The organism is Mesorhizobium sp. M0715 (assembly GCF_040320355.1).
GTDB lineage: Bacteria > Pseudomonadota > Alphaproteobacteria > Rhizobiales > Rhizobiaceae > Mesorhizobium.
In genome coordinates this window covers 290,450-315,734 of sequence record NZ_JAMYPL010000003.1, presented here as the reverse complement: position 1 = coordinate 315,734, position 25,285 = coordinate 290,450, and the positions used below count along the sequence as shown (strand labels likewise).

The 25,285-nt window shown below is 62.6% G+C and carries 24 protein-coding genes and 1 other RNA gene; 7 read left to right on the top strand and 18 right to left on the bottom strand.

Going from position 1 to position 25,285, the window contains the following annotated elements:
- Positions 1-53 precede the first annotated feature (53 nt).
- From NKI21_RS05430 to ssrS, 3 genes are all read right to left on the bottom strand, one after another.
- Positions 54-878, bottom strand: a complete 825-nt coding sequence (locus NKI21_RS05430; RefSeq protein WP_023811815.1) for a TIGR00282 family metallophosphoesterase — start codon at positions 876-878, stop codon at positions 54-56.
- A 69-nt stretch (positions 879-947) separates the two neighbouring features.
- The gene (locus NKI21_RS05425; protein WP_352864828.1) at positions 948-1,535 is read right to left on the bottom strand and encodes a 5-formyltetrahydrofolate cyclo-ligase; all 588 of its coding nucleotides are present in this window, start codon (positions 1,533-1,535) and stop codon (positions 948-950) included.
- Between the two features lie 96 nt (positions 1,536-1,631).
- Positions 1,632-1,787: non-coding RNA, 6S RNA (ssrS, locus tag NKI21_RS05420), on the bottom strand.
- A gap of 148 nt (positions 1,788-1,935) precedes the next feature.
- Between ssrS and NKI21_RS05415 the strand changes: the two genes are divergently transcribed.
- The 5 genes from NKI21_RS05415 (at position 1,936) to msrB (ending at position 5,923) form a co-directional block, all read left to right on the top strand.
- Positions 1,936-2,775, top strand: a complete 840-nt coding sequence (locus tag NKI21_RS05415; RefSeq protein ID WP_352864825.1) for an AAA family ATPase — start codon at positions 1,936-1,938, stop codon at positions 2,773-2,775.
- An 85-nt stretch (positions 2,776-2,860) separates the two neighbouring features.
- Positions 2,861-3,307 (top strand): GNAT family N-acetyltransferase, encoded by a 447-nt coding sequence (locus NKI21_RS05410; RefSeq protein WP_352864822.1) that lies wholly within the window; start codon positions 2,861-2,863, stop codon positions 3,305-3,307.
- Between the two features lie 7 nt (positions 3,308-3,314).
- Complete coding sequence (locus NKI21_RS05405) at positions 3,315-4,505, top strand: vWA domain-containing protein (RefSeq protein WP_352864819.1); 1,191 nt, start codon at positions 3,315-3,317, stop codon at positions 4,503-4,505.
- A gap of 19 nt (positions 4,506-4,524) precedes the next feature.
- Positions 4,525-5,322, top strand: coding sequence for an MBL fold metallo-hydrolase (locus NKI21_RS05400; protein WP_352864816.1), 798 nt, complete (start codon positions 4,525-4,527; stop codon positions 5,320-5,322).
- A gap of 196 nt (positions 5,323-5,518) precedes the next feature.
- Positions 5,519-5,923: a peptide-methionine (R)-S-oxide reductase MsrB gene (gene msrB, locus NKI21_RS05395; protein ID WP_127270383.1), complete on the top strand. Its 405-nt coding sequence runs from the start codon at positions 5,519-5,521 to the stop codon at positions 5,921-5,923.
- A gap of 84 nt (positions 5,924-6,007) precedes the next feature.
- Here the strand turns inward: msrB and NKI21_RS05390 are convergent, their stop codons facing one another.
- The 13 genes from NKI21_RS05390 to NKI21_RS05330 form a co-directional block, all read right to left on the bottom strand.
- Complete coding sequence (locus NKI21_RS05390) at positions 6,008-6,319, bottom strand: hypothetical protein (protein WP_127270382.1); 312 nt, start codon at positions 6,317-6,319, stop codon at positions 6,008-6,010.
- A 7-nt stretch (positions 6,320-6,326) separates the two neighbouring features.
- Positions 6,327-6,767: a hypothetical protein gene (locus tag NKI21_RS05385; protein ID WP_352629162.1), complete on the bottom strand. Its 441-nt coding sequence runs from the start codon at positions 6,765-6,767 to the stop codon at positions 6,327-6,329.
- A 175-nt stretch (positions 6,768-6,942) separates the two neighbouring features.
- Positions 6,943-7,203 (bottom strand): DUF2312 domain-containing protein, encoded by a 261-nt coding sequence (locus tag NKI21_RS05380; protein ID WP_013529099.1) that lies wholly within the window; start codon positions 7,201-7,203, stop codon positions 6,943-6,945.
- A 155-nt stretch (positions 7,204-7,358) separates the two neighbouring features.
- Positions 7,359-10,817, bottom strand: a complete 3,459-nt coding sequence (pyc, locus tag NKI21_RS05375; protein WP_352611380.1) for a pyruvate carboxylase — start codon at positions 10,815-10,817, stop codon at positions 7,359-7,361.
- Positions 10,818-11,102: 285 nt separating this feature from the next.
- Complete coding sequence (locus NKI21_RS05370) at positions 11,103-12,221, bottom strand: branched-chain amino acid ABC transporter substrate-binding protein (protein WP_023811805.1); 1,119 nt, start codon at positions 12,219-12,221, stop codon at positions 11,103-11,105.
- A 137-nt stretch (positions 12,222-12,358) separates the two neighbouring features.
- On the bottom strand, positions 12,359-12,706 hold the full coding sequence (locus NKI21_RS05365; RefSeq protein ID WP_023811804.1) for a DUF6867 family protein: 348 nt from the start codon (positions 12,704-12,706) through the stop codon (positions 12,359-12,361).
- Positions 12,707-12,817: 111 nt separating this feature from the next.
- On the bottom strand, positions 12,818-13,546 hold the full coding sequence (locus tag NKI21_RS05360) for an ABC transporter ATP-binding protein (protein WP_127296224.1): 729 nt from the start codon (positions 13,544-13,546) through the stop codon (positions 12,818-12,820).
- The gene (locus NKI21_RS05355; RefSeq protein ID WP_352760441.1) at positions 13,546-15,114 is read right to left on the bottom strand and encodes an ATP-binding cassette domain-containing protein; all 1,569 of its coding nucleotides are present in this window, start codon (positions 15,112-15,114) and stop codon (positions 13,546-13,548) included. Before NKI21_RS05355 ends, NKI21_RS05360 begins: the two co-directional genes overlap by 1 nt.
- Positions 15,114-16,709, bottom strand: a complete 1,596-nt coding sequence (livM, locus tag NKI21_RS05350; RefSeq protein WP_127296226.1) for a high-affinity branched-chain amino acid ABC transporter permease LivM — start codon at positions 16,707-16,709, stop codon at positions 15,114-15,116. Before livM ends, NKI21_RS05355 begins: the two co-directional genes overlap by 1 nt.
- A 4-nt stretch (positions 16,710-16,713) precedes the next feature.
- Positions 16,714-17,616: a branched-chain amino acid ABC transporter permease gene (locus tag NKI21_RS05345; protein WP_013529092.1), complete on the bottom strand. Its 903-nt coding sequence runs from the start codon at positions 17,614-17,616 to the stop codon at positions 16,714-16,716.
- A 334-nt stretch (positions 17,617-17,950) separates the two neighbouring features.
- Entirely contained in the window at positions 17,951-18,952 is a 1,002-nt protein-coding gene (locus NKI21_RS05340; RefSeq protein WP_023811801.1) for a 4-hydroxyproline epimerase, read from the bottom strand.
- Between the two features lie 31 nt (positions 18,953-18,983).
- Complete coding sequence (locus tag NKI21_RS05335) at positions 18,984-20,234, bottom strand: NAD(P)/FAD-dependent oxidoreductase (protein ID WP_023811800.1); 1,251 nt, start codon at positions 20,232-20,234, stop codon at positions 18,984-18,986.
- A gap of 59 nt (positions 20,235-20,293) precedes the next feature.
- On the bottom strand, positions 20,294-21,187 hold the full coding sequence (locus NKI21_RS05330) for a dihydrodipicolinate synthase family protein (protein WP_352864809.1): 894 nt from the start codon (positions 21,185-21,187) through the stop codon (positions 20,294-20,296).
- 69 nt (positions 21,188-21,256) lie between these two features.
- Here NKI21_RS05330 and NKI21_RS05325 point away from each other — a divergent pair, with 69 nt between their 5' ends.
- Entirely contained in the window at positions 21,257-21,949 is a 693-nt protein-coding gene (locus tag NKI21_RS05325) for a GntR family transcriptional regulator (RefSeq protein WP_352722972.1), read from the top strand.
- A gap of 54 nt (positions 21,950-22,003) precedes the next feature.
- Here NKI21_RS05325 and NKI21_RS05320 read toward each other — a convergent pair whose 3' ends face one another.
- The gene (locus tag NKI21_RS05320) at positions 22,004-22,303 is read right to left on the bottom strand and encodes a hypothetical protein (protein WP_023811797.1); all 300 of its coding nucleotides are present in this window, start codon (positions 22,301-22,303) and stop codon (positions 22,004-22,006) included.
- A 208-nt stretch (positions 22,304-22,511) separates the two neighbouring features.
- A complete protein-coding gene (locus tag NKI21_RS05315) occupies positions 22,512-24,008 on the bottom strand; it encodes a CoA-acylating methylmalonate-semialdehyde dehydrogenase (protein WP_023811796.1) in 1,497 nt (498 codons plus the stop codon).
- A 376-nt stretch (positions 24,009-24,384) separates the two neighbouring features.
- Between NKI21_RS05315 and NKI21_RS05310 the strand changes: the two genes are divergently transcribed.
- Positions 24,385-25,266, top strand: a complete 882-nt coding sequence (locus NKI21_RS05310; protein WP_023811795.1) for a LysR family transcriptional regulator — start codon at positions 24,385-24,387, stop codon at positions 25,264-25,266.
- Positions 25,267-25,285 lie beyond the last annotated feature (19 nt).

Sequence of the window (25,285 nt, the reverse complement as noted above, 5' to 3'; positions counted from 1 at the left end):
CGATCTAGAGCAGTGTCGCCGGCAGTTAGGTACTAAGCGTGCCTATATCAATGTCAGGACCAGAAGGACGGTGCGGTTTCTTCCAGCCGTGGCCCGCGACGAAACGGCGCGATCCGCTCGGTCAGCCCTGTGCGGTCGGAAATATCGACGCCAACGCCGCACAAGGTCGCCGGTCCGGTCGCCGCCTCGAAGCGGCCTTTCGGCACCTTCGACAGGAACCGGTTGAGCGGCTCCTCCTTGTCCATGCCGAGCGAGGAATCGTAGTCCCCGCACATGCCGGCGTCGGACATATAACCGGTGCCGCCGTTGAGGACCTGGTGATCGCCGGTCGGCTGGTGGGTGTGGGTGCCGACGACGAGGCTGGCGCGGCCGTCGACGAAATGCGCGAAGCACATCTTTTCCGAGGTCGCCTCGGCGTGGAAGTCGATAATCACGGCATCCGCCTGCTCGCCGAGCGGACAGGCGGCAAGCTCGCGTTCGCCGGCCTGGAACGGATCGTCGAGCTCGGGATGCATGAACACCCGGCCCATGATGTTGGCGACCAGCACGCGCGCGCCGCTCCTGGCGATATAGACACCGGAGCCGCGCCCGGGCGTGCCCTTGGGAAAGTTGGAGGGACGCAGGAAGCGCTCTTCACGCGGCGCGAAGGCGAGCGCGTCGCGCTGGTCCCAGACATGGTTGCCGGTGGTGACGACATCGGCACCGGCGGCGATCGTCTCGCGAAAAATATCTTCGGTGATGCCGAAGCCCCCCGCGGCGTTCTCGCCATTGACGATGACGAAATCGAGTTTGAAGTCGGAGATCAGGCCGGGCAGTTGTTCCCACACCGCCGTCCGTCCTGTCTTTCCAACCATGTCACCGAGGAAGAGAAGTCTCATATGATCCCGCACCGAAGGTCAGCGAAAGCTGCATGACGCCAGTGAAGATCATGCGTCCCTTGTACTTATCTACAATTTTGGCGCGAAGCGGCGCAACCCGCTCTCGGTCAGTATTTCCGGAATGACGACGTCATGTTCCTCATCCGGCACCATTGCCACCTCCTGGCAGTCGAAGGCGATGCCGACCAGCCGCGGCGGCTGTCCCTTGTCGATCAGCTTGGCGATGGCGCGGTCGTAATAGCCGGCACCATAGCCGATGCGATGGCCGCGCGCATCGAAAGCGGCGAGCGGCACCAGCATCACAGAGGGGTCGAGCACCTCGGCTTCCTCGTGAGGGCCGACCGTGCCGAAACCCATCTCGACCATCGGCGCGCCGCGCACCAGTTCGCGAAAGACAATGGTGGTCTTGTCGAGAATGGCCGGCAGGCAAAGCCGCGCGCCCTTTTCACGCAAGACAAACATCAACGGCCGAACGTCGACTTCGGAACGCATCGGCCAGAAGCCGGAAACGATCTGGCCTGGCTCGACATGGAGATGATCGCGTGCCGTCTCTGCCATTTCAAGCGCGACCTCCACCCGCCAGAATTCATCGAGCGCATCGCGGCGTCCGAGGGCCTCGCGGCGAAGCTGCTTTTTCAGGTCTTTGAGAGAGGTCATGCAGCCAGGGTAGAAAAGGTCAGATCTGGATGGAGTTTTGGGAGCGACGTTTTCCACCGCAATCATCCACCGAAATGCGGGACGCGTGGCAATAAGTGACGATCCACACAACCGGTGGAGAGAGCGATCCCGGGAACCTACAAAGTAGGTGGGCGCCGTGTGAGAAAACCCACGGGTCTTCCCAGGGACAGCTCCCTAAGGATCGTTAAGGCCCCGGGGAAAATGTTCTCCTGCCGGGAAGCACAGACCGTCCCGCCCAATATAGACTGCCGGCCGGCTAAGCGCCAGTGAGACGGGCATATGTTTCCATCAGGGTTCAAGCCCATTCGTCGCGGCCGGCGCACCCTTGCACAGGGTGAGCCGCGTCCTTACGGTTGCCATGACGAACCGAGGAGCAAGAATGCGTTTCGAAGGCACGGCGGCCTATGTCGCCGACAAGGATCTGATGGTGGCCGTCAACGCGGCGATCGCGCTGGAGCGGCCCTTGCTGGTCAAGGGCGAGCCAGGCACCGGCAAGACGGAACTGGCCCGCCAGGTGGCTGCTGCACTTGGCCTCGACCTCATCGAATGGCACGTCAAGTCGACCACCAGGGCGCAGCAGGGCCTTTACGAATATGACGCCGTCTCGCGCCTGCGCGACAGCCAGCTTGGCGACGAGCGCTTCAACGACATCAGGAACTACATCAAACGCGGCAAACTCTGGGAGGCGTTCGCCGCCGGCAGGAAGGTCGTGCTTTTGATCGACGAGATCGACAAGGCCGACATCGAATTCCCCAACGACCTCCTGCAGGAACTCGATCGGATGGAGTTCTTCGTCTACGAGACCGGCGAAACCATCCGCGCCGCCGTCAGGCCGATCGTCATCATCACCTCCAACAACGAGAAGGAGTTGCCGGACGCGTTCCTGCGCCGCTGCTTCTTCCACTACATCCGCTTTCCCGACGTCGACACGCTGCACAGAACCGTCGATGTCCACTATCCCGGCATCAAGCAGAACCTGGTGCGCGCGGCGCTGACCCAGTTCTACGAAATCCGCGACGTGCCCGGCTTGAAGAAGAAGCCGTCGACCTCCGAGGCGCTCGACTGGATAAGGCTGCTGGTCGCCGACGACATCGCGCCGGAAGATCTGCGCGCCGATCCGAAGAACGCCCTGCCCAAGTTGCATGGCGCATTGCTGAAGAACGAGCAGGACGTGCATTTGTTCGAGCGGCTGGCGTTCATGGCACGAAGGCAGCAATAGGTAGCAGCAGCGCTTTCCCTTCTGTGGACCGTTGCCGGCAGCCGAACAGGCAGGCAGCTTCGGCCAAACCTTAAGAGGAGATGACATGGCTGAGATTATCGTCCGCCCGCTCGCGCAGTCCGACCACGCCGATTGGCGGCGGCTGTGGACCGACTACCTCACCTTCTATGAGACGAAGCTGCCGGAAGAGGTCTACGCCATCACCTGGAAGCGGCTGTTCACCGAGGGTGAGTTCGAGCCGAAAGGCTTCATCGCCACGCTGGACGGCAAGGCGGTTGGGCTCACCCATTATCTCTACCACCGCTCAGCCTGGTCGGAAAAAAACAACTGCTATCTGCAGGATCTGTTCGCCGACCCTGACGTGCGCGGCAAGGGCATTGGTGCTGCGCTGATCGAGGCAGTGAAACAGGAAGCCGAAAAAGTCGGCGTCAAGAACGTCTACTGGATGACACACGAGACCAACACCACCGCGCGCAAACTCTACGATCATGTCGCGCGCCGCACCGGCTTCATCGAATATGATCTGCTGTAGATAGACAATGTTCATCCCCTTCTTCCTCGAACTGAAGGCAGCGCGCGTTCCCGTTTCGCTGCGGGAATATCTGTCGCTACTCGAGGGGCTGGAAGCCGGGCTGGTCGACTATGATGTCGAAGGTTTTTATTACCTCGCCCGTGCGGCGCTGGTGAAGGACGAGCGCCATATCGACCGCTTCGACCAGGTGTTTGCGCATGTCTTCAAGGGCATCGAAGCGCTGGGCGGGCCGGATGCCGTCGATGTCGCTGACATTCCCGAGGAATGGTTGCGCCGCATCGCCGAAAAGCACCTGACCGACGAAGAGAAAAAACTGGTCAAGGCGCTGGGCGGTTTCGAGAAATTGATGGAGACCTTGAAGCAGCGGCTGGACGAGCAAAAAGGCCGCCACCAGGGCGGCTCGAAATGGATCGGCACCGGCGGCACCTCGCCCTTCGGTGCCTATGGCTACAATCCCGAAGGTGTGCGTATCGGCCAGCATGAAAGCCGCAACCGCCGCGCGGTGAAGGTGTGGGACAGACGTGAGTTCAGGAATTTCGATGATGCCGTCGAACTCGGCACCCGCAACATCAAGATCGCGCTGAAGCGGCTGCGTCGCTGGGTGCGCGAAGGCGCCGAGGAGGAATTCGACCTGCCCGGCACCATCCACGCCACCGCCGAACATGGCTATCTCGACGTGCAGACGCGGCCCGAACGCCGCAACGCGGTGAAGCTTTTGATGTTCTTCGATGTCGGCGGCTCGATGGACGACCACATCAAGAGCGTCGAGGAGCTGTTCTCGGCCGCCCGCGCCGAATTCCGCCAGCTCGAATATTTTTACTTCCACAACTGCCTCTATGAGGGTGTGTGGAAGGATAATCGCCGCAGGCATGCCGAGGTGATTCCGACCTTCGACCTCCTCCACAAATATGGCCCGGACTACAAGGTGATCGTCGTCGGTGACGCCTCGATGAGCCCTTACGAGATCGCTCACCCCGGCGGTTCGGTCGAGCACTGGAATCCGGAGGCAGGCAGCGTCTGGCTCGGCCGTCTGCTGCAGCAATGGCCGAACGCGGTATGGCTGAACCCCGAAGACCCCAAGAACTGGGGCTACACCCATTCGATTGCGATGATCCGCGACATCTTCGGCGGCCGCATGTTCCCGCTGACTTTGGCCGGGCTTGAAGGCGCGACCAGGCAGCTTTCAAGAAAGCACTGAAAGACCGACAGGAGATCCGATGATCTGCTTCCTCTGCCTGCAATGCGGCGTCCAGTTCGCGGCGACAGAGACGCCGCCAAGACATTGCCCGATCTGCGAGGACGAGCGCCAATATGTGCGCTGGGAAGGGCAGGCGTGGATCACGCCGGAGGAACTTGCTGAAGGGCATCGGCTTGTGATGAAGGATGATGCCGGCGTTCTCGCCTTCGGCATCGAGCCGCGCTTCGCCATCGGCCAGCGGGCGCTGCTGGCACAGACGCCACACGGCAACGTGCTGTGGGACTGCGTTTCGATGGTCAGCGACGAGGCGGTGGCCGAGATCAACCGCCGCGGCGGCCTGGAGGCGATCGCCATCTCGCACTGCCATTATTATTCGGTGATGGTCTGTTGGAGCGAGGCGTTTGGCGGTGTGCCGATTTATCTCCATGCCGATGACCGCCAATGGATCATGCAACCGCACAAGGCGATCGTCAGCTGGGAAGGCGAGACGCTGGCCATAAACCCTTCGCTGACGCTCATCCGCTGCGGTGGCCACTTTGCCGGCGGTCAGGTGCTGCACTGGAAACGCGATGGCGGCGACGTCTTGCTGGCCGGCGATATCCTGCAGGTGACGCCGACGCGCCGCCATGTCAGCTTCATGTACAGCTATCCGAACTACATTCCGCTCAATGCAGCGGCCGTGCGCCGCATCGCGGCGGCGCTGGAGCCATTCGCGTTCGACCATATCTACGGCGCGTGGTGGAACCAGAACATCATCGGGGGCGCAAAAGCGGCGTTGGCTGGCTCGGTCAATCGCTCTCTGGCGGCGATCGCATGAGAACCCAATCGAAAATGCGGGAAAATGCCGTAACAAATGCCTATCTTGGTGCGAATATGAGGTTGCAATCCGCGCATGACCCCGAACCTCCGGTTCGGAAAGGATCATGCGCAAAACCAAAGTGCTATAGCGTCCCTTGCGCGTCCGATGGACGCGCGGCGCTGTAGGAGCGAGCCGGCAAGGCTGAGGAGATCACATGGACACCCACACCTACCCTGTAACCCGCACCGACGCCGAATGGCGCGCCCGGCTGACGCCGGAGCAGTATGCCGTCATGCGCGGTCACGGCACCGAGCGGCCGGGAAGCTGCGCTTTGCTCTACGAGAAGCGCGCCGGCACCTTTTCCTGCGCCGGCTGCGACCAGCCTTTGTTCGAATCCAAGCTGAAGTTCGAGAGCGGCACCGGCTGGCCGAGCTTCAACGACCCGGTGCCGGGCTCGGTCGAAAACACCGTCGACCGCAGCTACGGCATGGTTCGCACCGAATGCCATTGCGCCCGCTGCGGCAGCCATCTCGGCCATGTCTTCGAGGACGGCCCGCCGCCGACCGGCCTGCGCTATTGCATCAACGGCGTGGCGCTGAAATTCGAGCCCTCGGCCTGAGCCATCCGGGGTTCGACACTATGAAAGGGCGGCATCTGTCGCCCTTTTCGTTTAAATATCCGTCGCCCCCCTCTGGGCAGACGATCAGACCACGATCATCGCCACCAGCCACAGCGTGGCGCCAAGCGTCATCATCCAGGCCTTGGCCCCGGGAATCTTTTCGGTGGTCCGCCACACCGCCAAGGTCAGGAACAGGCTGTAGGGCACCGACGCGAAATGCACTGCCAGCACAAGCCCGAGCGGCAACTTCAATCCGAGCAAGACGAGCGCCAGCACCGATGCGGCGATGCTGACCGCGGTGCCGACGAGGACAAGGTCGCGCCAGAACAGCCGATCGAGCGGCACCTGGCCTTGCCAGCGTGAGCGGAAAAAGGAGCCGATACCTTCTGGCAACACCGGATGTCTATCCCTGCCCCAGGACTTCGGTTACCGCACGCTCGAAGCGCGAACATTCGGTCACCAGCCAGTCGGCCATGGCTGGCCAGTTGTCCTCGGCATAGCAGTTCACCCGCCACATCGAATTGATGCCGAGGCCCTCGCAACTCTGTTCCGGCCTGAGCTTCAGCCTGTCTTCGATTTCACGCTGAAACGGCTTCAGCCGCGACCAGGCTTGCGTGGCGCCGAACTTCTCGTTGCGACCGAAGAAGACGCCGACCTGGCTCTGCGCCGGCGCGACATACATGGAAAGGACCAAGGCGAAGTCGGGCAGCCCGCGCTGCCAGAACCAGGGTCCGCGCCGCGCCATCAGAGCCCTTTCTTCCGGATGCCGCACAGCGAACAGCGTCCAGAAGCCGCGCTGGCGGAATTCAGAGGCGCGGCGGGCGCCGAAGTCGAATTCGCTCATGGCTCGATGCTCGCTCCGGCATCATGCTCGGCCCGAGCCTGTTTCGAAATTCGCTCTGGCGAGTCATATGGTGGTGGTTTCGAGAACCGGAGCGGAGCGTACTTAAAGTACGCGAGCACCGGAAGCGCAGAAAACGCCACCAGATGACCGCCGGAGTAGAATTTCCAGACAGTCTCTACACCATGCCGAGCGCGGCCTTGTACAGATCGAGGATGGTTTCCTCTTCCTGCCGCTCGGCCTGGTCCTTCTTGCGCAGCCGGATGATCGTGCGCATCGCCTTGGTGTCGAACCCAGTGCCCTTGGCCTCGGCGAACACTTCCTTGATATCGTCGGAAATGGTTTTCTTCTCTTCCTCGAGCCGCTCTATGCGCTCGATGAAGGCCCGCAGCTGGCCGGCGGCAACAGTCTGGCTGGTATCGGTGATATCGTCGGCCATATTTTTCTCCAAAAGCATCGGCTCCGCGACTCGCGGACGACTGCGGCAAAATTTGAGCCGGTTCGATGCCCGACCGGCGGCGGCGGGTCAAGCCGTTATCGACCAAGCCACGCGGGCTGCCGCCAGAAGCCGACAACCGGTCCGTTTTGCGAACTCTAATTGAAAGCGATCAGCAGATCCTTGGCATCGATCTGGTCGCCCGCCTTGACCAGCACCTCGGCGACCGTCCCGTCGCGCTCGGCGTGCAGCGCCGTCTCCATCTTCATCGCTTCGATGGAAAGCAGCACGTCACCGGCCTTCACAGCCTGGCCGGCAGCCACCGAAAGCGCCGAAACGACGCCTGGCATCGGCGCGCCGACATGCGCCTCGTTGCCGGGTTCGGCCTTGCGGCGGGCCTTGGCGGCGGACGCGCCATGCGCCCGGTCGGGCACCTTGACACGACGCGGCTGGCCGTTGAGCTCGAAGAACACGGTGACCATGCCCTTCTCGTCGACATCGCCGATGGCAAGGCAGCGCACCACCAGCGTCTTGCCCTTCTCGATGTCGACGAAGATCTCGTCTTCCGGCTTCATGCCGTAGAAATAGGTCGGCGTCGGCAGGACGCTGACCGGCCCATAGGTTTCCTGCGCGCCGGCGAAATCCGTGAACACCTTCGGATACATCAGCCACGAGGCGAATTCGAACTCCGACAGCTTGCGCTCGAGCTTTTCCTCGATTTCCTTGCGGTTGGCCTTGAGGTCGGCTGGCTTGAGCAGCGAGCCGGGCCGCACCGTGATCGGCTTGTCGCCCTTCAGCGCTTTCCCCTGCAGCGCCGCCGGCCACCCGCCTGGCGACTGGCCAAGGTCGCCGCGCAGCATCGAGACGACGGAATCCGGGAAGGCGATATCCTTGTCCGGGTTTTCGACATCGGCAACAGTCAGGTCCTGGCTGACCATCATCAATGCCATGTCGCCGACGACCTTGGAGGACGGCGTCACCTTGACGATGTCGCCGAACATCAGATTGACGTCGTGATAGGTCTGCGCCACCTCGTGCCAGCGCGTCTCCAGTCCGAGCGAGCGCGCCTGTTCCTTCAGATTGGTGAACTGCCCGCCCGGCATCTCGTGCAGATAGACTTCCGAGGCCGGCCCCTTGAGGTCGCTTTCAAAGGCGGCGTACTGGTTGCGCACCGCTTCCCAGTAGAACGAGATTTTCCTGATCCATTGCGGGTCGAGACCGGGGTCGCGTTCGGTGCCCTTCAGCGCCTCGACGAGCGAGCCAAGGCATGGCTGCGAGGTGTTGCCGGAGAAAGCATCCATGGCCGCGTCTATGGCGTCGACGCCGCTTTCCACCGCCGCCAGCACCGTCGCCGCCGACAGGCCCGACGTGTCGTGGGTGTGGAAATGGATCGGCAGGTCGGTCGCCTCGCGCAGCGCCTTGAACAGCACGCGTGCCGCCGCCGGCTTCAGCAGTCCGGCCATGTCCTTGACGGCAATGATGTGGGCGCCGGCCGCCTGCAATTCCCTGGCTAGGCCGACATAGTATTTGAGGTCGTATTTCGCCCGCGCCGGATCGAGGATGTCGCCGGTATAGCAGATCGCCGCTTCGATCAGCTTACCCTCGGCGCCGACCGCATCCATGGCGACGCGCATGTTGTCGACCCAGTTCAGGCAATCGAAGACCCGGAACAGGTCGATGCCACCGCTTGCTGCCTGCTTGACGAAATGCTGCACGACATTGTCGGGATAGTTGGTGTAGCCGACGCCATTGGCGCCGCGCAGCAGCATCTGCAACAGCAGATTGGGCGCCGCCTCGCGCACCAGCGACAGCCGCTCCCACGGATCCTCGGTGAGGAAGCGCATGGCGACGTCGAAGGTGGCGCCGCCCCAGCATTCCAGCGATAGAAGCTGCGGCAAGGCACGCGCATAGGTACCGGCGATGCCGGCAATGTCATGCGTTCGCACACGGGTGGCGAGCAACGACTGGTGGCCATCGCGCATCGTCGTGTCGGTGACCAGGACTTGCCTCTGATCGCGCATCCAGGCGGCGAACTTCTCCGGCCCGAGCACATCCAGCTTCTGCTTGCTGCCGCCGGGCACATTGCCGTTGAGGTAAGGCACCACGGGTGCGGCCGCATCGGCCTTCGGCTGCGGCCGGCCGCGCGTCTCGGGATGGCCGTTGACGCTGACGTCGGCGAGATAGTTGATGAGCTTGGTGGCGCGGTCCTGACGCTTGACCTGCTGGAACAGTTCCGGCGTCGTGTCGATGAACTTGGTCGTGTAGGAATTGTCGGCGAAGCTCGGATGGTTGATGATCGCTTCGAGGAAGGTCAGATTGGTGGCGACGCCGCGGATGCGGAACTCGCGCAGCGCCCGGTTCATGCGGGCGATCGTCTCGGCCGGCGTCGGCGCCCACGCCGTCACCTTCTCCAGCAGCGGATCGTAGAAGCGGGTGATGACAGCGCCCGAATAGGCGGTGCCGCCATCGAGGCGGATGCCGAAGCCTGTTGCGCCGCGATAGGCGGTAATGCGTCCGTAATCGGGGATGAAATTGTGCTCGGGGTCTTCCGTGGTGATGCGGCACTGCAGCGCGTGGCCGTTCAGCCTTATGTCCTTCTGCGCCGGCACGCCTGATTCCGGTGTGCCGATGGCAAAGCCGTCGAGGATATGGATCTGCGCCTTGACGATATCGATGCCGGTCACCTGCTCGGTGACGGTGTGCTCGACCTGGATGCGCGGGTTGACCTCGATGAAATAGAATTTGCCGGTGTCGGCATCCTGCAGGAACTCGACCGTGCCGGCGCCGATATAACTGGTCTCGCGGGCGATCTTCAGCGCATGGCCGCAAAGCTCCTCGCGCTGCGACATTTCGAGATAGGGCGCCGGCGCCCGCTCGACGACCTTCTGGTTGCGGCGCTGGATCGAACAGTCGCGCTCGAACAGGTGCACCGCATTGCCATGGGTGTCGCCCAGCACCTGCACCTCGACATGGCGCGCGCGTTCGATCAGCTTTTCGAGATAGACCTCGTCCTTGCCGAAGGCGGCTTTCGCCTCACGCTTGCCTTCGGTGACTTCACGGGCAAGGTCGGCTTCGGCGCGGATGGCGCGCATGCCGCGGCCGCCGCCACCCCATGATGCCTTCAGCATCACGGGATAGCCGATTCCCTTGGCCAGTTTCTTGACCGCCTCCATGTCATCCGGCAACGGATCGGTGGCGGGGATCACCGGCACCCCGACCTCGATGGCGAGATTGCGCGCCGCGACCTTGTTGCCGAGCCGCCGCATTGTGTCCGGCTTCGGCCCGATGAAGGTAATGCCGGCTTCGGCACAGGCGTCGGCGAATTCGGGACTTTCCGACAACAATCCGTAGCCGGGATGGATAGCATCGGCACCCGACAGCCTGGCGACGCGGATCACCTCCTCGATCGACAGATAGCTTTCGATCGGCCCCATGTCCCGGGTCAGATGCGGTCCGCGCCCGACCTGGTAGCTCTCGTCGGCCTTGAAGCGATGCAGGGAGTATTTGTCTTCTTCGGCCCAGATCGCCACGGTTTTGAGGCCGAGTTCGTTGGCCGCGCGAAAGACGCGAATGGCGATTTCGGACCGGTTGGCGACGAGGATCTTCGTGATGGCCAAGGACTGGGCTCCAGCAACGGAAGGAAGAGAAATCGGCGCAATGATTAGCGTGAAAATGCTGCAGTGCAAACAAATTTGACGCGCATTTAAACCGATTGAAATGGAATCATTGCGCCAGAGGCCATCGCATTCATCCAAACAGCCAGAAAAAGCGCCGGCTCTGCCGTGACGCACGATCATTCCCGGCTAAGGGACCCGGCTCCATCGGTCGCCCCCTGAATGGCAAAAGAAAATGCCCGGCGCGAGGCGCCGGGCATCCGCAAACGGTCTGGAGACTGACGAGTCTTACATCTTCTGGATGTAGGTGTACTTGCCGTCGTCGCCCTTCTTCCATTCGTACATCACGTAGCCGGGCAGCGTCGGGTCGCCCTTGGCGTCATAGGACAGATCGCCGAGCACGGTCTTGAACGGGCCGTTTTCATGCAGCGCCTTGGCAACTGCCTGCGGGTCGTTCGACTTGGCAGCGGTCGCTGCCTCGGCGATAGCCTGTACTGCGGCGTAGGAGTAGAGCGTATAGGCTTCCGGTTCGAAACCCTGCGCGCGGAACTTCTCGACGAGTTCCTTGTTGGCGGGGATCAGGCGCGGATCCGGACCGAACGTGTTGAGCGTGCCTGCAACAGCGTCGCCCGCGATCGAAGCCAGTTCGTTCGACACGATGCCGTCGCCGGAAATCAGTGTCGCCTTGAGGCCCTGGTCGGCCGCCTGGCGGATGATCAGGCCTGCTTCGGTGTGCAGGCCGCCCCAGTAGATGATCGAAACGCCGGCTTCCTTCATCTTGGCGATCAGCGCCGAGAAGTCCTTGTCGCCGACATTGATGCCTTCATACATGACTTCCGTCAGGCCCTTGGCATTCATTGCCTTCTTGGTTTCGTCGGCAAGACCCTGGCCATAGGTGGTCTTGTCGTGGATGACGGCGATCTTGGCGTCCTTGAAGTTCGCGGCGAGATAAGCACCGGCAATGCTACCCTGCTGGTCATCGCGTCCGCAGGTGCGGAACACATTCCACAGGCCGCGCTCGGTGAACTGCGGGTTGGTCGCGGCCGGCGTCACTTCGACAATGCCGTTTTCCGCATAGACTTCCGAAGCCGGAATCGAAACGCCCGAGTTGAAGTGGCCGACCACGAACTTGACGCCGTCGCCGACGAACTTGTTCGCAACCGAGATGCCCTGCTTCGGATCGGAGACGTCGTCGCCGACTTCGAGCTTGATCTGCTCGCCGTTGATGCCGCCCTTGGCATTGATGTCGGCGACGGCCGCTTCCGCACCCTTCTGAAGCTGTGCGCCGAAGGCGGCGTTCGGACCGGTGATCGGACCGGCGACGCCGAACATGACGTCAGCCCACGCGTTGCCGCCGAACGCGACCAGCGCGGTCAGGGCGACGGCGGACAAAAGTGACTTTTTCATTTAAACGCTCCCATTTACGGAGTGGGCGTGGATGAAGCTTTCATGCGATGCCCACCCTTATCGCAGAAAGCATAGTTTGCCGATTTTCAGGCACTTGTCACGCCGATTCAATTTCGAGACGGCGTTAATGATGAACGTCAGCCTTTCGGTTTCCAGCTCAAGAGTGAAGCTCTTTCGTAGAGCCAATTATACTGTGTCACCATCTGGTTGGTGCGCGTGTATTGATAGCCGACGAAGCCGAGGATCATCAGCACGATGGTGTCGACGACATAATAGTGCAGCGAGAACATGGTGCCGCCGAACAGCGCGTGATGGATGAAGCGGATCGCGATGCCGAGGCCCAGCATATAGGCGAACAGCTGGATGAAGCTGCGCCACGTCTGAGCACTGGCCTTGCCGGTCATCCACGCCGCCCAGCCGCCGAGCAGACAGGTGACGAAGAAGAACTGCCAGATCGAGGGTTCCTCGTAAAGAATGCCCTGCATGGTGAAGTCTCCTTAGCATGATCCCGAAAAGTTGCGGACTTTCCGGACAAGATCATGCGACAAACAAACAATCTGGAGCGGAATGGCGAATGCACGCATTCCGCTCCGAACTCAGTGGTGTCCGCCTTCGAGATAGGCGGCGCGCACTTCCGGATTGGCGAGCAGCTCCTTGCCGGTGCCGCTCATCGTCACATTGCCGTTGACCATGACGTAGCCGCGCGTGGCGAGCTTGAGCGCGCCGAAGGCGTTCTGCTCGACCAGGAACACGGTCAGCCCCTGGGTGCGGTTCAGTTCGCGGATGGCGTCGAAGATCTGCTTGACGATCAGCGGCGCGAGACCCAGCGACGGCTCGTCGAGCAAAAGCAGCTTCGGTCGTGCCATCAGCGCGCGTCCGATCGACAGCATCTGCTGCTCACCGCCCGACAGCGTGCCGCCGCGCTGGGTGATGCGCTCTTTCAAACGCGGGAACAGCGTGAACACCTTCTCGACGTCCTCGTCATAATGCTTGAGGTTGTCGAGGCTGGCGCCCATCTGCAGGTTTTCCATCACCGTCATGCGCGGAAAGATCCGCCGGCCCTCGGGCGACTGGGCAATGCGCATGCGCGCGATCTCGTGCGTCGGCATCTGGGTTATGTCGGTGCCGGCAAAGGTGATGGTGCCGGCGCGAGCCCGCGGCGCGCCGAAAATGGTCATCATCAGCGTCGACTTGCCGGCGCCATTGGCACCGATCAGCGCCACGATCTCACCTTCCTTCACAGTGACATCGACGCCGTTCAAGGCTCGGATGTTGCCGTAGTAAGTCTGCACGCCCTTGATATCGAGCAGCGTTGTCGCGGCCATCACTTGCCCCCTCCGCGCTTGCCCGCCACGGGCTTGGCAGCGGTCTTGCTCGCGGTCTTTCCGGAGGCTGCCTTTGCAGTCTTTGCGGAAGCATGGCTTGTCGCCACCTTGCCCGCATCGACGCGGCGCGAGAATTCCGTGTCCTTGCCTTGGCCGAGCAACCTGGCCTGTTTGACCCATTCCTCGCGCGCGATACGTCCGTCAAAGGCGAGATAGGCTTCGGCGGCCTCGACGTCGGCCTTTTTCCAGGCGCCGATCTGGTCGAAGTGGAAGATGCCGTGATCGTTGAGCTTCTTCTCGTTGACCGTACCGATGCCCTTGATGCGGGTCAAATTATCGGCCTTGCCGCCGCGAGGCGCCGCCAGCCGATTGGAGATCTCTCCAGCCTTCGCCGTGGCCTTGACTGCCGGCTTGGCCGACGCGGTCGACTTCGCCGCCGTGCCGGTTGCCGCCTTTGACGCCGCTTTCGGTGCAGGCTTTGCCTTCGTCGCCGGCACGGCTGCCAGCGAGGCTGCCTTGTTTGCCGCGGCGAGCGACCGGGCGTCGACCTGACCGGCCTTTGACGCTCCCTTGGCCACCGTAACCCGCTCGCCCGAACTATGGCCGACCGTGTCGGTCACCGGCCCGGCGAGATAGGACGACGATGTTCCCGGACCATGCGCGGCATCCGGCCCTGTATCGAGCTGTTCGATGACATCTTCGTCGCCGACTTCGGTGAGGACGGCTTCGACTTCCTCGTCGTCGACGCCGAGATAGGCGGCGATGACGCGGGGATCTGTGCGTACCGACTGCGGACTGCCGTCGGAAATCTTGCGGCCATACTCCAGCACCACGACATGGTCGGAGATTTGCATGACCACCGACATGTCGTGCTCGATCAACAGGATCGAGGTGCCGGATGTGTTCTTGATGTCGATCAGCAGCTCGTTGAGCGCCGCCGATTCCTTCGGATTGAGGCCGGCCGCCGGTTCATCGAGGCACAGAAGCTCGGGTCCCGTGCACATGGCGCGAGCGATCTCGAGACGGCGCTGCGCGCCATAGGGCAGGTCGCCGGCCGGGTCGTCGGCACGGTCGACAAGATCGGCCTTTTCCAGCCAATGCTTGGCGAGCTCCACCGATTCGGCCGAGGCCTTGCGATAGCCGCTGAAGCCGAACAGGCCAAGCACCGTGTAGCCCGATGCCTTCATCAGTTTGTTGTGCTGGGCGACCAGCAGGTTCTCCAGCAGGGTCATGCCGGAGAACAGGCGGATGTTCTGGAAGGTGCGCGCCACCTTGGCGCGCGCCGGGATCTCATGGTTGGGCAGCCGCTCGAGCAGGAAGGTCGAACCATCGTTCCGGTTGAGCGTGATCATGCCTTCCGAGGGCTTGTAAAAGCCGGTGATGCAGTTGAACACCGTGGTCTTGCCGGCGCCGTTGGGGCCGATCAGCGCGGTGATCTCGCCGCGCTTGGCGGCGAAAGACAGATCGCCGATGGCCACCAGGCCGCCGAACTTCATCGACAGATGATCGACCTGCAGGATAGCGTCGTTCACGCCGGAATTGGCCTTCTGAACAGGGTTCGCATTCATCAGCCGTGTCCTTCCTTGGTGAAGGAGCTTGAGACAGCCTTTCGCTCCTTGAGGAAGGCGGTTGGTTCACGACTGCCGACGAAGCCGCGCGGCTTCCACAGCATGACAATGACCATGGCCATGCCGAACAGAAGCATGCGGTAGAGTTCCGGTGTGAAGTCCGGTCCGAAGACCTGCTTGAGGAAGTCGAGTTCGCGCAACGCCTCGGTACCGCCGATCATCACCATTGCGGCGACCGCGATGCCGACCAGCGAGCCCATGCCACCGAGAACGACGATGGCCAGGATGATGGCCGATTCCAGGAAGACGAAGGATTCCGGGCTGACGAAGCCCTGCCGTGCGGCGAAGAACGCGCCGGCGAAGCCGCCGAACATCGCACCCGTGGCAAAGGCTGTAAGCTTCGTAGTGGTGGTGTTGATGCCGAGCGAGCGGCAGGCGATCTCGTCCTCCCGCAACGCTTCCCAGGCACGGCCGACCGGCATGCGCCGCAGCCGGATGGTGACGAAGGCTGTCAGCAGCGCCAGCGCCAGGATCAGGTAATAGAGGAAGATCTTGTAGTAGGCGCTCGATGTCGCGAGATGCAGCACCTTGGCGATGTAATTGGGGTCCGACACGTTGAAGGTCATCAGGCCGAAGAAGGTGACCTTCGGAATGCCGGAAATACCGGCCGAACCGTTGGTGACCTCGCGCCAGTTGATCAGCACCAGGCGGATGATCTCACCGAAAGCCAAGGTGACGATCGCCAGATAGTCGCCGCGCAGGCGCAACACCGGAAAACCGAGCAGCACGCCCCAGAAGGCGGCCATGGCGCCGGCGGCCGGCAAAAGAATCCAGAACGACAGGCCGTACTGCGTGCCGAGCAGCGCATAGGCATAGGCGCCGACCGCGTAGAAGGCGACATAACCGAGGTCGAGCAGGCCGGCGAGGCCGACGACGATGTTCAGGCCCCAGGCCAGCATCACATAGATCAGGATCTGGATGCCGAAATTGTCGACCCATTTCAGCGAACCTTGCAGCCCGCCGACGAACGACCAGGACATCAGCGACAGGATAGCCACCACCAGGATCGGATAGAGGATCAGCGCGGCAATGCCGAGTTTGGTGAAGTTGGCATGGATGAAGCCCCGGAAATAATAGATCACGCAGGCCAGCACATAGATGACTGCCAGGGCGCGCAGGAACTGCAGATAGCCGGCCGGCTCCGCTCCCACCCATCCGACGAGAGAGCTGTTGACCGCAAACAACAACACCGCCGCGACCAAGGCCACGATGAAGGCCGGCAACTGGAAGAAGCGGGACGCCACGCTGGCCGGCAGCAGGCCGGTGGCGACGTCGGTGATCTTCTGGTTGGCCAGGAAGGGCTGTCCATAGGCGACATAGAGGAAGCGCCCGACAGCCGTGGCGATCACCACGGCGGCAAGCAGGCCCCAGCGTGTCGTCAGGACCAGTTCATTGGAAATGTTCTGGCCAGTCTTCAGGCCGATGAACAGCACGAACAGGCCGAACGATATGGCAGCGGCATAAAGTGCCTCGCGCAACGCGCGCTGCATGGGGGTGGCGACGGTGTCGCGCTCCGGAGATACGGTGACGGCCATGGTCTCAGACCTTTTCGACTTCTGGCCGGCCCAATATGCCGGAAGGCAGGAAGATCAGCACGATCGCCAGGATCGAGAACGCCGCGACGTCCTTGTAGTCGATCGAGAAATAGGCCGACCACATGCTCTCGATGAAGCCGATCATCAGCCCGCCGACCACCGCCCCAGGCAGCGAACCAATGCCGCCCAGCACCGCCGCCGTGAAGGCCTTCACGCCCGGCGTGAAGCCATCCGAGAAGGCAATGACGCCGTAATACATCAGGAACAAAGTGCCGGCGACCGCAGCAAGGGCCGCGCCCATGATGAAGGTGATCGAGATGGTACGGTCGACATCGATGCCGAGCAGCGCCGCCATCTTGCGGTCCTGCTCACAGGCCCGTTGCGCTCGCCCGAGCGAGGTCTTGTTGACCAGATACCAGAACAGCGCCAGCAGCAGCGCCGTGACGACGACGATGATGATCTGCTTCAGCGACACGCTGATGCCGTTGATGTTGTAAACCTGGCTGACCATCGGCGGGATCGGCTTGTTGCGTGGACCCTGCGTCACCTGGACGAAGTTCGACAGCGCGATCGACATGCCGATGGCAGTGATCAGCGGGGCCAGTCGGAACGAACCGCGCAACGGCCGGTAGGCGACCTTTTCGATCGTCCAGTTATAGAGGCTGGTGAGCAGCATCGCCACGATCATCATGATCAGCAGCGCCAGCACAACCGGCACCGAATAGAACAGCGCGCCAAGGGCGAGGAAGACGATCAGTGCCGTGAAGGCACCCACCATGAAGATGTCGCCATGGGCGAAATTGATCATGCCGATGATGCCGTAGACCATCGTGTAGCCGATCGCGATCAGCCCATAGATCGATCCCAGCGTCAGCCCGTTGATAAGCTGCTGGACAAAATACTGCATGTGTACATGGCTCCCCTGGAATGTCGCCCATGCAGACGCATTCCTTTTCGTATTTCCCCTAGTCGTAAAGTTTCGAGCCCGGATTGCAACGTCATTTTTCAATCGTCATGCGTGTTTTCGAAGCACGCTGTCCGATTGCCCGTTTTCCATCATCCAGCCCCTGGACCATCGCGGACCCTACCATTGGCATAACGCAATGTCTTTGACGATTCGACCGCATCATGCGCTCCGTTTCGAAGAAATCGCCGTCAAAATTAGGTGATGAAAGGAATCCTTGCGTTTTTGGCACGATCCATTTTTCAAGCCGTTGCTTTCCGCAAGGTCAGGATCCCCATCACTTGACAACAAATCCGTGAGCGAACGGGTCGCGGTCGTCGATGAAGATGGTGTTCAGTCCGGTCATCCGCGCCCAGCCGCCGATCGAGGGAATGATGGCCGGCTTGCCGGCCACGCTGACATCCTTTTCGACCTTGCCCTTGAACAGCGAACCGATGATCGATTCATGGACGAAGCTGTCGCCGGCCTTGAGTTTGCCCTTGGCATGAAGCTGCGCCATGCGCGCCGAGGTGCCGGTGCCGCAGGGCGAGCGGTCGATCGCCTTGTCGCCGTAGAACACGGCATTGCGGGCATCCGCGCCATCCACCGTCGGCGCACCGGTCCACAGCATGTGCGACAGCCGGTTGATGCCAGGGTTCTCGGGATGGACGAAGGAATATTTCTCGTTGAGCCGCTGGCGCACCACCGGGCTCCAGGCGATGAAGTCGCCCGCCGAATAATCGGCCATGTCGCGATAGTTCTCCTGCGGCTCGACGATGGCGTAGAAGTTGCCGCCATAGGCGACATCGACGGTGATTTCGCCGAGCCCAGGGCATTCGACCGTCAGCCCCTCGGCATGGAGGAAGGACGGCACATTGGTGATGCGCACCTCCTCGACATAGTCGCCGACCTGTTTGTATTCGGCGATGACAAGGCCGGCCGGCGTGTCGAGCCGAAGCACGCCCGGCGTCTTCGGCTTGATCAGTCCGTGTTCGATGGCCATCGTCACCGTACCAATGGTGCCATGCCCACACATCGGCAGGCAGCCGGAGGTTTCGATGAACAGGATGGCGATATCGCAATCCTCGCGCGTCGGCGGATAGAGGATCGAGCCGGACATCACGTCGTGGCCGCGCGGCTCGAACATCAGTCCGGTGCGGATCCAGTCATACTCGGCCAGAAAATGCGCACGCCGCTCCATCATAGTCGCGCCCTGCAGCAGCGGGCCGCCGCCAGCGACCAGCCGCACCGGATTGCCGCAGGTGTGGCCGTCTATGCAGAAGAAGGATTTCTTGGCCATGACGCTCCTCGAAAATCAAAAACCCGAAAAATCAAAATCGTTGCGGACTGAAGGGGGCCAGATCGATCGGTGGAGTCTGCCCCAGGACAAGATCCCTGATCAACCGTCCGGTGGCCGCCGCCTGGGTCAGGCCGAGATGGCCATGGCCGAAGGCATAGACCACCGACCGCTTTCCCGGCGCGCCGCCGATGACGGGCACTGAATCCGGCAGCGAGGGGCGGAACCCCATCCATTCGCGCCCACCCGAGGGATCGAGCCCCGGCAAGAATTTCTGTGCCTTCCGCAGCAGCGCTTTCGACCTGGCATAATTGGGCGGCCGCTCGATGCCGCCGAGTTCAACGGCGCCACCGACACGCAGGCCCGTTTCGAGCGGCGTGACGACGAAACCATGGCCGGAGAAGATCAGCATCCGCTTCACGTCGAAGGCACTCGTCGGCAACGTGGTGTTGTAGCCGCGCTCGGTCTCCAGCGGAATGCGATCGCCGAGCTGCCGCGCCAGCAGATGCGACCATGCGCCGGCGGCGACGACAAGTTGTCGCGCCTGCCTTGTGGTGCCGTCTGCCAACGTCAGCGTCGCACCATCCTGATCCGCCGCGACTTGGCTGATCCGGGCCAGCTCAAAGCGGGCGCCCTTGGCCTGCGCATAGGCCCACACCGCCTTGCCCAGCAGTTTCGGGTCGGCGACCGTCTTCCATCCCGGCACGAACGTGCCTTTGATGAAGCGCGGCGACAGCCCCGGCTGCAAGGCGGCCAGTTCCTCGCCCTCGACATGGCGGAAACCGATGCCGAAACGCTCACGCGCCGCCCAGCCAGGCAGCCCGGCCTGAAATTCGGCTTCGCTTTCATAGAGCTCCAGTGAACCGTCCTCGCGCAGCATCGACCGCGTACCGGAGCGATCGAGCAAGCCCATCCACTCCGCCTCGGCGAGCTTCATCATGCCCGCCTGAGCGGCAAGGCTCGCCTCGTATTTCCCGGGCGCCCCGGCGCGCCAGAAGCGGATTAGCCAGGGCAGAAGCCTCGGCAGATGGGCGGGCGGAATGCTGAGCGGGCCAAGCGGATCGGCCAGCCATTTCGGCAGCTGCCGGATCATGCCCTTGTGGGCCAGCGGCAGCACGTCGGAGAACGCGAAGGCGGCGGCATTGCCGGAGCTCGTCTCCTCGCAAATGCCGGTGCGGTCGAAGACGGTGGCCCTGCGTCCGGCCTCGGCGAGAGACGCAGCGGCACAGATGCCGATGATGCCGCCACCGATGATGGCGATGTCGATTGGAACATCGCTATTCATCTTTGTACGTCACCCCTGCATGCATGTCCCAGTCTCCGCCCCGCTCGCTTCATACCAGCTCAGAACTGCGGCAGTGTCGGCCGCACGGCGAGCGCATCCTTGACGATCTTCTCGACAGCCTTGCGGCGCTCTCCAGACAGCGGCTGGCGCGGCATGCGAACGCGGTCATTTGTGTTGATCGCGAACACTTCGGCAAGCTTGATGTTTTGGACCAGGTAAGTCGAGACATCGAGATCGAGCAGCGGCCGGAACCAGCGGTAGATGGCGAGCGCCTCCTCGCGGCGGCCCTGCTTCATCAGCTGGAATATGGCGACGGTCTCGCGCGGGAAGGCTGTGGCCAGTCCCGCGACCCAGCCGATGGCGCCGACCGACAGCGCCTCGAAGGCCAGATTGTCGACGCCGGTGAACAGGTCGTAGCGGGTGCCCAGGCGATTGATGATCTCGGTCGAACGACGGATGTCGTCGGAGGATTCCTTGATCGCGACAAAGCGCTTGTCCGACGCCAGCTCCTCCATCTGGTCGACGGTGACGTCGACACGGTAGGCGAGCCGGTTCGAGTAGATCATGACCGGCAGGTCGCCCGCCTCGGCGACCGCACGAAGCGCTGCAACCGTCTCTTCCGCATTGGTGTGGTAGATCGGGCTCGGCACGACCATGAGGCCGTTGGCGCCTTCCCGGCTCGCGCGCTTGGCGATGCTGGCCGCCTCGCGTGTGCCGGCCTCGTTGACGGTCAGCAGCACCGGCTTCTTGCCGGCGACCTTCTGTGCGGTCTTCAGCACCTCGATCTTCTCGTCGGGCGACAGCATCGGCCCCTCGCCGAGCGATCCGCAGACGATGATGCCGTCGCAGCCGGCCTCCATCTGCAGGCTGAAGCAGCGCTCCATCTCGGCATGATCGAGACGATCATCCGCGGTGAATTTGGTCGTGACGGCAGGAAAAACTCCGGTCCACATGATCATCTCTCCATCTGATATATCAGTGGTATATCTATTAACAAACCCGCTGTCAATGCGGATTCCGTTATGATATATTCAAGATATATCAGGAGAGCGCATTTGATATCCACGGCAGCAAGCACCGCGACGGAGCCAGCCGCGACCAGGGCCTACCATGTGCTCGAGCACATGATCGTCACGCTCGAACTGGCCCCGGCAAGCTTCGTCACCGAGGGCGCTCTGATCGACAGGCTCGGGCTTGGCAGGACACCAGTGCGCGAGGCGATCCAGCGGTTGGCCTGGGAAGGGCTGCTTGACATCAGGCCGCGCGCCGGGATCGCCATCGCCCCGCTCCATGCCGGCGACTGGCTGCGCGTCCTCGATGCACGTCGCGGCGTCGAGGTGGTGCTCGCCCGCTCGGCCGCCCGCTTCGTCACCCGCGAAGCCGCCGACTTGTTTCACGAAGCAGCGCTCGCCATGCAGAAAGCGGTGATCTCGGGCAATGTGCTTGCCTTCATCCAGGCCGACAAGGCACTCGACGAAGCGCTGGCGCTGGCTGCCGACAATCCCTTCGCCGCCCGTTTGGCCGCCCCCTTGCAGACCCACAGCCGCCGCTTCTGGTTCCGCTACAAGGCCGAAACCGGTCTTGCCGAATCCGCCGAGCACCATGTAGCGCTGATCCGCTCGATCCTTGCGGGCGACGAAGAGGCCGCGGCCAAGGACGCCAAACGCCTGATGGCGCTGTTGCGCGGCCACGCCGAGACGGCCGCCACGCGCTGAACGTCCTTTTATATCCGGTGCGCTCTCGTCGTTGGCGCTTCCTCGAAGCTCGGGTTAAGTCCCGGGCAAGGCAGCCGCCGCCATCAACGGACCGTCCCAGCCTTCGCCTGCCGTGATGACGCAGCTCTGACCATGCGTGTCGGTGGCAAGAATTGTCCAGGTGCCCTGGTCGGAGACGAATATCTCAAGAATCAGGCTCGGGTTGACCAGGCCCCGCGCCGCTTCGCTTTCGTGGAATTTTTCCCCGAGCGCTTTGATCATATCCGCACGGGCCGCGCATTGCTCTGCCATCGCCGGGGCGGCCGGAAACGCGGAAACCGCCGCGAAAAATAGCGTTGCGACAAGACGGGTCATCTGACACCTCCTTGCGCCAGACGATGTCCCCGAAGCTGTCGCCTGCTTGATCTGCCGTACCTCCTTGCGGCAGGACTGCAAACCAAGACGGCAGATGCTACTTGGTTCCATCACATTAGCGTTCAACGGATAGGGTCGCCACCGATTGCAAAAAAACGCCCGGGCGCGAGCGCCCGAGCGTTGAATCCAAACCAATTTGTTGTCCGGCTCAGTTCATCGTCGGGATGACGAATTCGGCACCGTCCTTGATGCCGGACGGCCAGCGCGAGGTCACCGTCTTGGTCTTGGTGTAGAAGCGGAACGCGTCCGGGCCATGCTGGTTGAGGTCGCCGAAGGAAGATGCCTTCCAGCCGCCGAAGGTGTAGTAGGCGATCGGCACCGGGATCGGCACGTTGATGCCGACCATGCCGACCTGGACACGGCTTGCAAAGTCGCGCGCAGCATCGCCGTCACGGGTGAAGATGGCGACGCCATTGCCCATCTCGTGATCGTTGGCGAGCTTGATCGCGCTCTCATAGGTCGGCGCGCGCACAACAGAGAGCACCGGCCCAAAGATCTCTTCCTTGTAGATGCGCATATCGGCGGTCACGTTGTCGAACAGGCAGCCACCCATATAGTAGCCGTCTTCATAACCCTGCATCGAGAAGCCGCGGCCGTCGACGACCAGCTTGGCGCCTTCCTTGACGCCGGTGTCAACATAGCCCTTAACGCGTTCCAATGCCTGCGCCGTCACCAGCGGGCCGAAATCGGCGGAAGAGTCCGTCGAAGGACCGACCTTCAGGCTTTCAACGCGCGGGATCAGTTTTTCCATCAGCCGGTTGGCGGTATCGTTGCCGACCGGGACGGCGACCGAGATCGCCATGCACCGCTCGCCGGCCGAGCCGTAGCCGGCGCCGATCAACGCATCGACGGTCTGGTCCATGTCGGCATCGGGCATGATGATCATGTGGTTCTTGGCGCCGCCGAAGCACTGCACGCGCTTGCCGGCGGCCGTGCCGCGCGAATAGATGTAATGGGCGATCGGCGTCGAGCCGACAAAGCCGATGGCCTTGATGTCGGGATCGTCGAGGATGGCGTCGACCACGTCCTTGTCGCCGTTGACGACGTTGAGGATGCCTGCCGGCAGGCCGGCTTCGAGGAACAGTTCGGCAATGCGCATCGGCACGCCGGGATCGCGCTCCGAAGGCTTCAGGATGAAGGCGTTGCCGCAGGCGATGGCCGGCGCGATCTTCCACAGCGGGATCATTGCCGGGAAGTTGAACGGCGTGATGCCGGCGACGACGCCGAGCGGCTGGCGCATCGAATAGACGTCGATGCCGGGGCCGGCGCCGTCGGTGAATTCGCCCTTCATCATATGCGGCGCGCCGATGCAGACTTCGACCACTTCGAGGCCGCGCTGGATGTCGCCCTTGGCGTCGGCGATCGTCTTGCCATGCTCACGCGCCAGGATGTCGGCCAGTTCGTCATAGTCGCGGGCGACCAGTTCGAGAAACTTCATCAGCACGCGCACGCGGCGCTGCGGGTTGGTCGCGGCCCATTTCGGCTGCGCTGCCTTGGCATTCTCGACCGCCGCGCGCAGTTCCGCCTGCGAGGCCAGCGCCACCGTGCCGCGCACGGAGCCGTCCATCGGCTGCATGACATCCTGCTTGCGGCCGCTGGTCCCGGCGACATGCTTGCCGCCGATGAAATGACCATAGTCGATCATGATTTCTCTCCCTTGTTTGTGATGCTGCATTGTCCGCCTTTGGCCGGCGGATGGCAACGCGAGTGAGAACGCAACCGTTGTGCGGAGAATAGATAACGATTGACGAGCGAGCATCAATTCCCGCAAATGGCGGGGTCACGCGACGACCCAAGGATCGATAGGCTGAGTTCCTTCGCGCCCCCCTCTGTCCTGCCGGACATCTCCCCCTCTAGGGGGGAGATTGCGCCGTCACCTCTGCTTTCGCCGATCATCGAGGCAGTCAACGACGAGCTGTCGGCGAAGCTGCCAATCTCCCCCCTAGAGGGGGAGATGTCCGGCAGGACAGAGGGGGGCGCCAAAGAACACAGCGTCGATAATTGTCATCTGGACCATCCCCATGAACTGGGATGACGTCCGCATCTTCCTCGCCGTGGCGCGCGCCGGCCAGATCCTTGGCGCGGCCAAACGGCTGGAGCTCAACCACGCCACTGTCTCGCGCCGCATCGCCGCACTCGAGGATGCGCTGCGGACAAAGCTGTTTCGCCGGTTGACCACCGGCAGCGAGCTGACGCCTGCCGGCGAGCGCTTTCTCGACATTGCCGAGCGCATGGAAGGCGACATGATCGCCGCACGTTCGACCGTTGCCGGCGAAGGCGACGATGTCTCCGGCACGGTGCGCATCGGCGCGCCGGACGGGTTTGGTGTCGCCTTCCTGGCCAAGCGCCTTGGCGCGCTGACCGCCCTGCACCGCGAGCTGACGATCCAGTTGGTGCCGGTGCCGCGCTCCTTCTCTCTGTCGCGGCGCGAGGCCGACATCGCCATCACCGTCGAGCGGCCGACGGAGGGTCGGCTGGTGGCGGGAAAGCTGGTCGACTACTCGCTCGGCCTGTTTGCCTCCCGCGCCTATGCTGACGTGCATGGTTTGCCCCAAACCGCCGCCGAGCTTGGCCAGCACACATTGATCGGCTATGTGCCGGACCTCATCGTCAGTCCCTCGCTCGACTACGCGGCCGAATTCAGCGCCGACTGGCGCACCAGCTTCGCCATCTCCTCGGCGCTCGGCCAGGCCGAAGCGGTGCGCTCGGGCGCCGGCATCGGCATCCTGCACACATTCGTCGCCCGCTCGATGCCGGAACTTGTGTCCGTCGATGCTGTCGCGCCCATCCGCCGTGCCTACTGGCTGGTCTATCACGAATCGGTCAGGCCGCTGCGCCGCGTCCAGATCGTTGCCAGCTTCATCACCAAGGCAGTGGAGCGGGAGCGAAACCTGTTTGTCTGATGCATGTCGCCCAAAAGTG

Coding starts and splice junctions, on each gene's coding strand:
- NKI21_RS05365 (WP_023811804.1), bottom strand. CDS start 12,706: ATGCAGGGCATTCTTTACGAGGAACCCTCGATCTGGCAGTTCTTCTTC.
- NKI21_RS05430 (WP_023811815.1), bottom strand. CDS start 878: ATGAGACTTCTCTTCCTCGGTGACATGGTTGGAAAGACAGGACGGACG.
- NKI21_RS05400 (WP_352864816.1), top strand. CDS start 4,525: ATGATCTGCTTCCTCTGCCTGCAATGCGGCGTCCAGTTCGCGGCGACA.
- NKI21_RS05325 (WP_352722972.1), top strand. CDS start 21,257: ATGATATATTCAAGATATATCAGGAGAGCGCATTTGATATCCACGGCA.
- NKI21_RS05385 (WP_352629162.1), bottom strand. CDS start 6,767: ATGAGCGAATTCGACTTCGGCGCCCGCCGCGCCTCTGAATTCCGCCAG.
- NKI21_RS05310 (WP_023811795.1), top strand. CDS start 24,385: ATGAACTGGGATGACGTCCGCATCTTCCTCGCCGTGGCGCGCGCCGGC.
- msrB (WP_127270383.1), top strand. CDS start 5,519: ATGGACACCCACACCTACCCTGTAACCCGCACCGACGCCGAATGGCGC.
- NKI21_RS05415 (WP_352864825.1), top strand. CDS start 1,936: ATGCGTTTCGAAGGCACGGCGGCCTATGTCGCCGACAAGGATCTGATG.
- NKI21_RS05370 (WP_023811805.1), bottom strand. CDS start 12,221: ATGAAAAAGTCACTTTTGTCCGCCGTCGCCCTGACCGCGCTGGTCGCG.
- NKI21_RS05335 (WP_023811800.1), bottom strand. CDS start 20,234: ATGAATAGCGATGTTCCAATCGACATCGCCATCATCGGTGGCGGCATC.
- NKI21_RS05360 (WP_127296224.1), bottom strand. CDS start 13,546: ATGGCCGCGACAACGCTGCTCGATATCAAGGGCGTGCAGACTTACTAC.
- livM (WP_127296226.1), bottom strand. CDS start 16,709: ATGGCCGTCACCGTATCTCCGGAGCGCGACACCGTCGCCACCCCCATG.
- NKI21_RS05410 (WP_352864822.1), top strand. CDS start 2,861: ATGGCTGAGATTATCGTCCGCCCGCTCGCGCAGTCCGACCACGCCGAT.
- NKI21_RS05380 (WP_013529099.1), bottom strand. CDS start 7,203: ATGGCCGACGATATCACCGATACCAGCCAGACTGTTGCCGCCGGCCAG.
- NKI21_RS05355 (WP_352760441.1), bottom strand. CDS start 15,114: ATGAATGCGAACCCTGTTCAGAAGGCCAATTCCGGCGTGAACGACGCT.
- NKI21_RS05405 (WP_352864819.1), top strand. CDS start 3,315: ATGTTCATCCCCTTCTTCCTCGAACTGAAGGCAGCGCGCGTTCCCGTT.
- NKI21_RS05315 (WP_023811796.1), bottom strand. CDS start 24,008: ATGATCGACTATGGTCATTTCATCGGCGGCAAGCATGTCGCCGGGACC.
- NKI21_RS05330 (WP_352864809.1), bottom strand. CDS start 21,187: ATGTGGACCGGAGTTTTTCCTGCCGTCACGACCAAATTCACCGCGGAT.
- NKI21_RS05425 (WP_352864828.1), bottom strand. CDS start 1,535: ATGACCTCTCTCAAAGACCTGAAAAAGCAGCTTCGCCGCGAGGCCCTC.
- NKI21_RS05345 (WP_013529092.1), bottom strand. CDS start 17,616: ATGCAGTATTTTGTCCAGCAGCTTATCAACGGGCTGACGCTGGGATCG.
- NKI21_RS05320 (WP_023811797.1), bottom strand. CDS start 22,303: ATGACCCGTCTTGTCGCAACGCTATTTTTCGCGGCGGTTTCCGCGTTT.
- NKI21_RS05340 (WP_023811801.1), bottom strand. CDS start 18,952: ATGGCCAAGAAATCCTTCTTCTGCATAGACGGCCACACCTGCGGCAAT.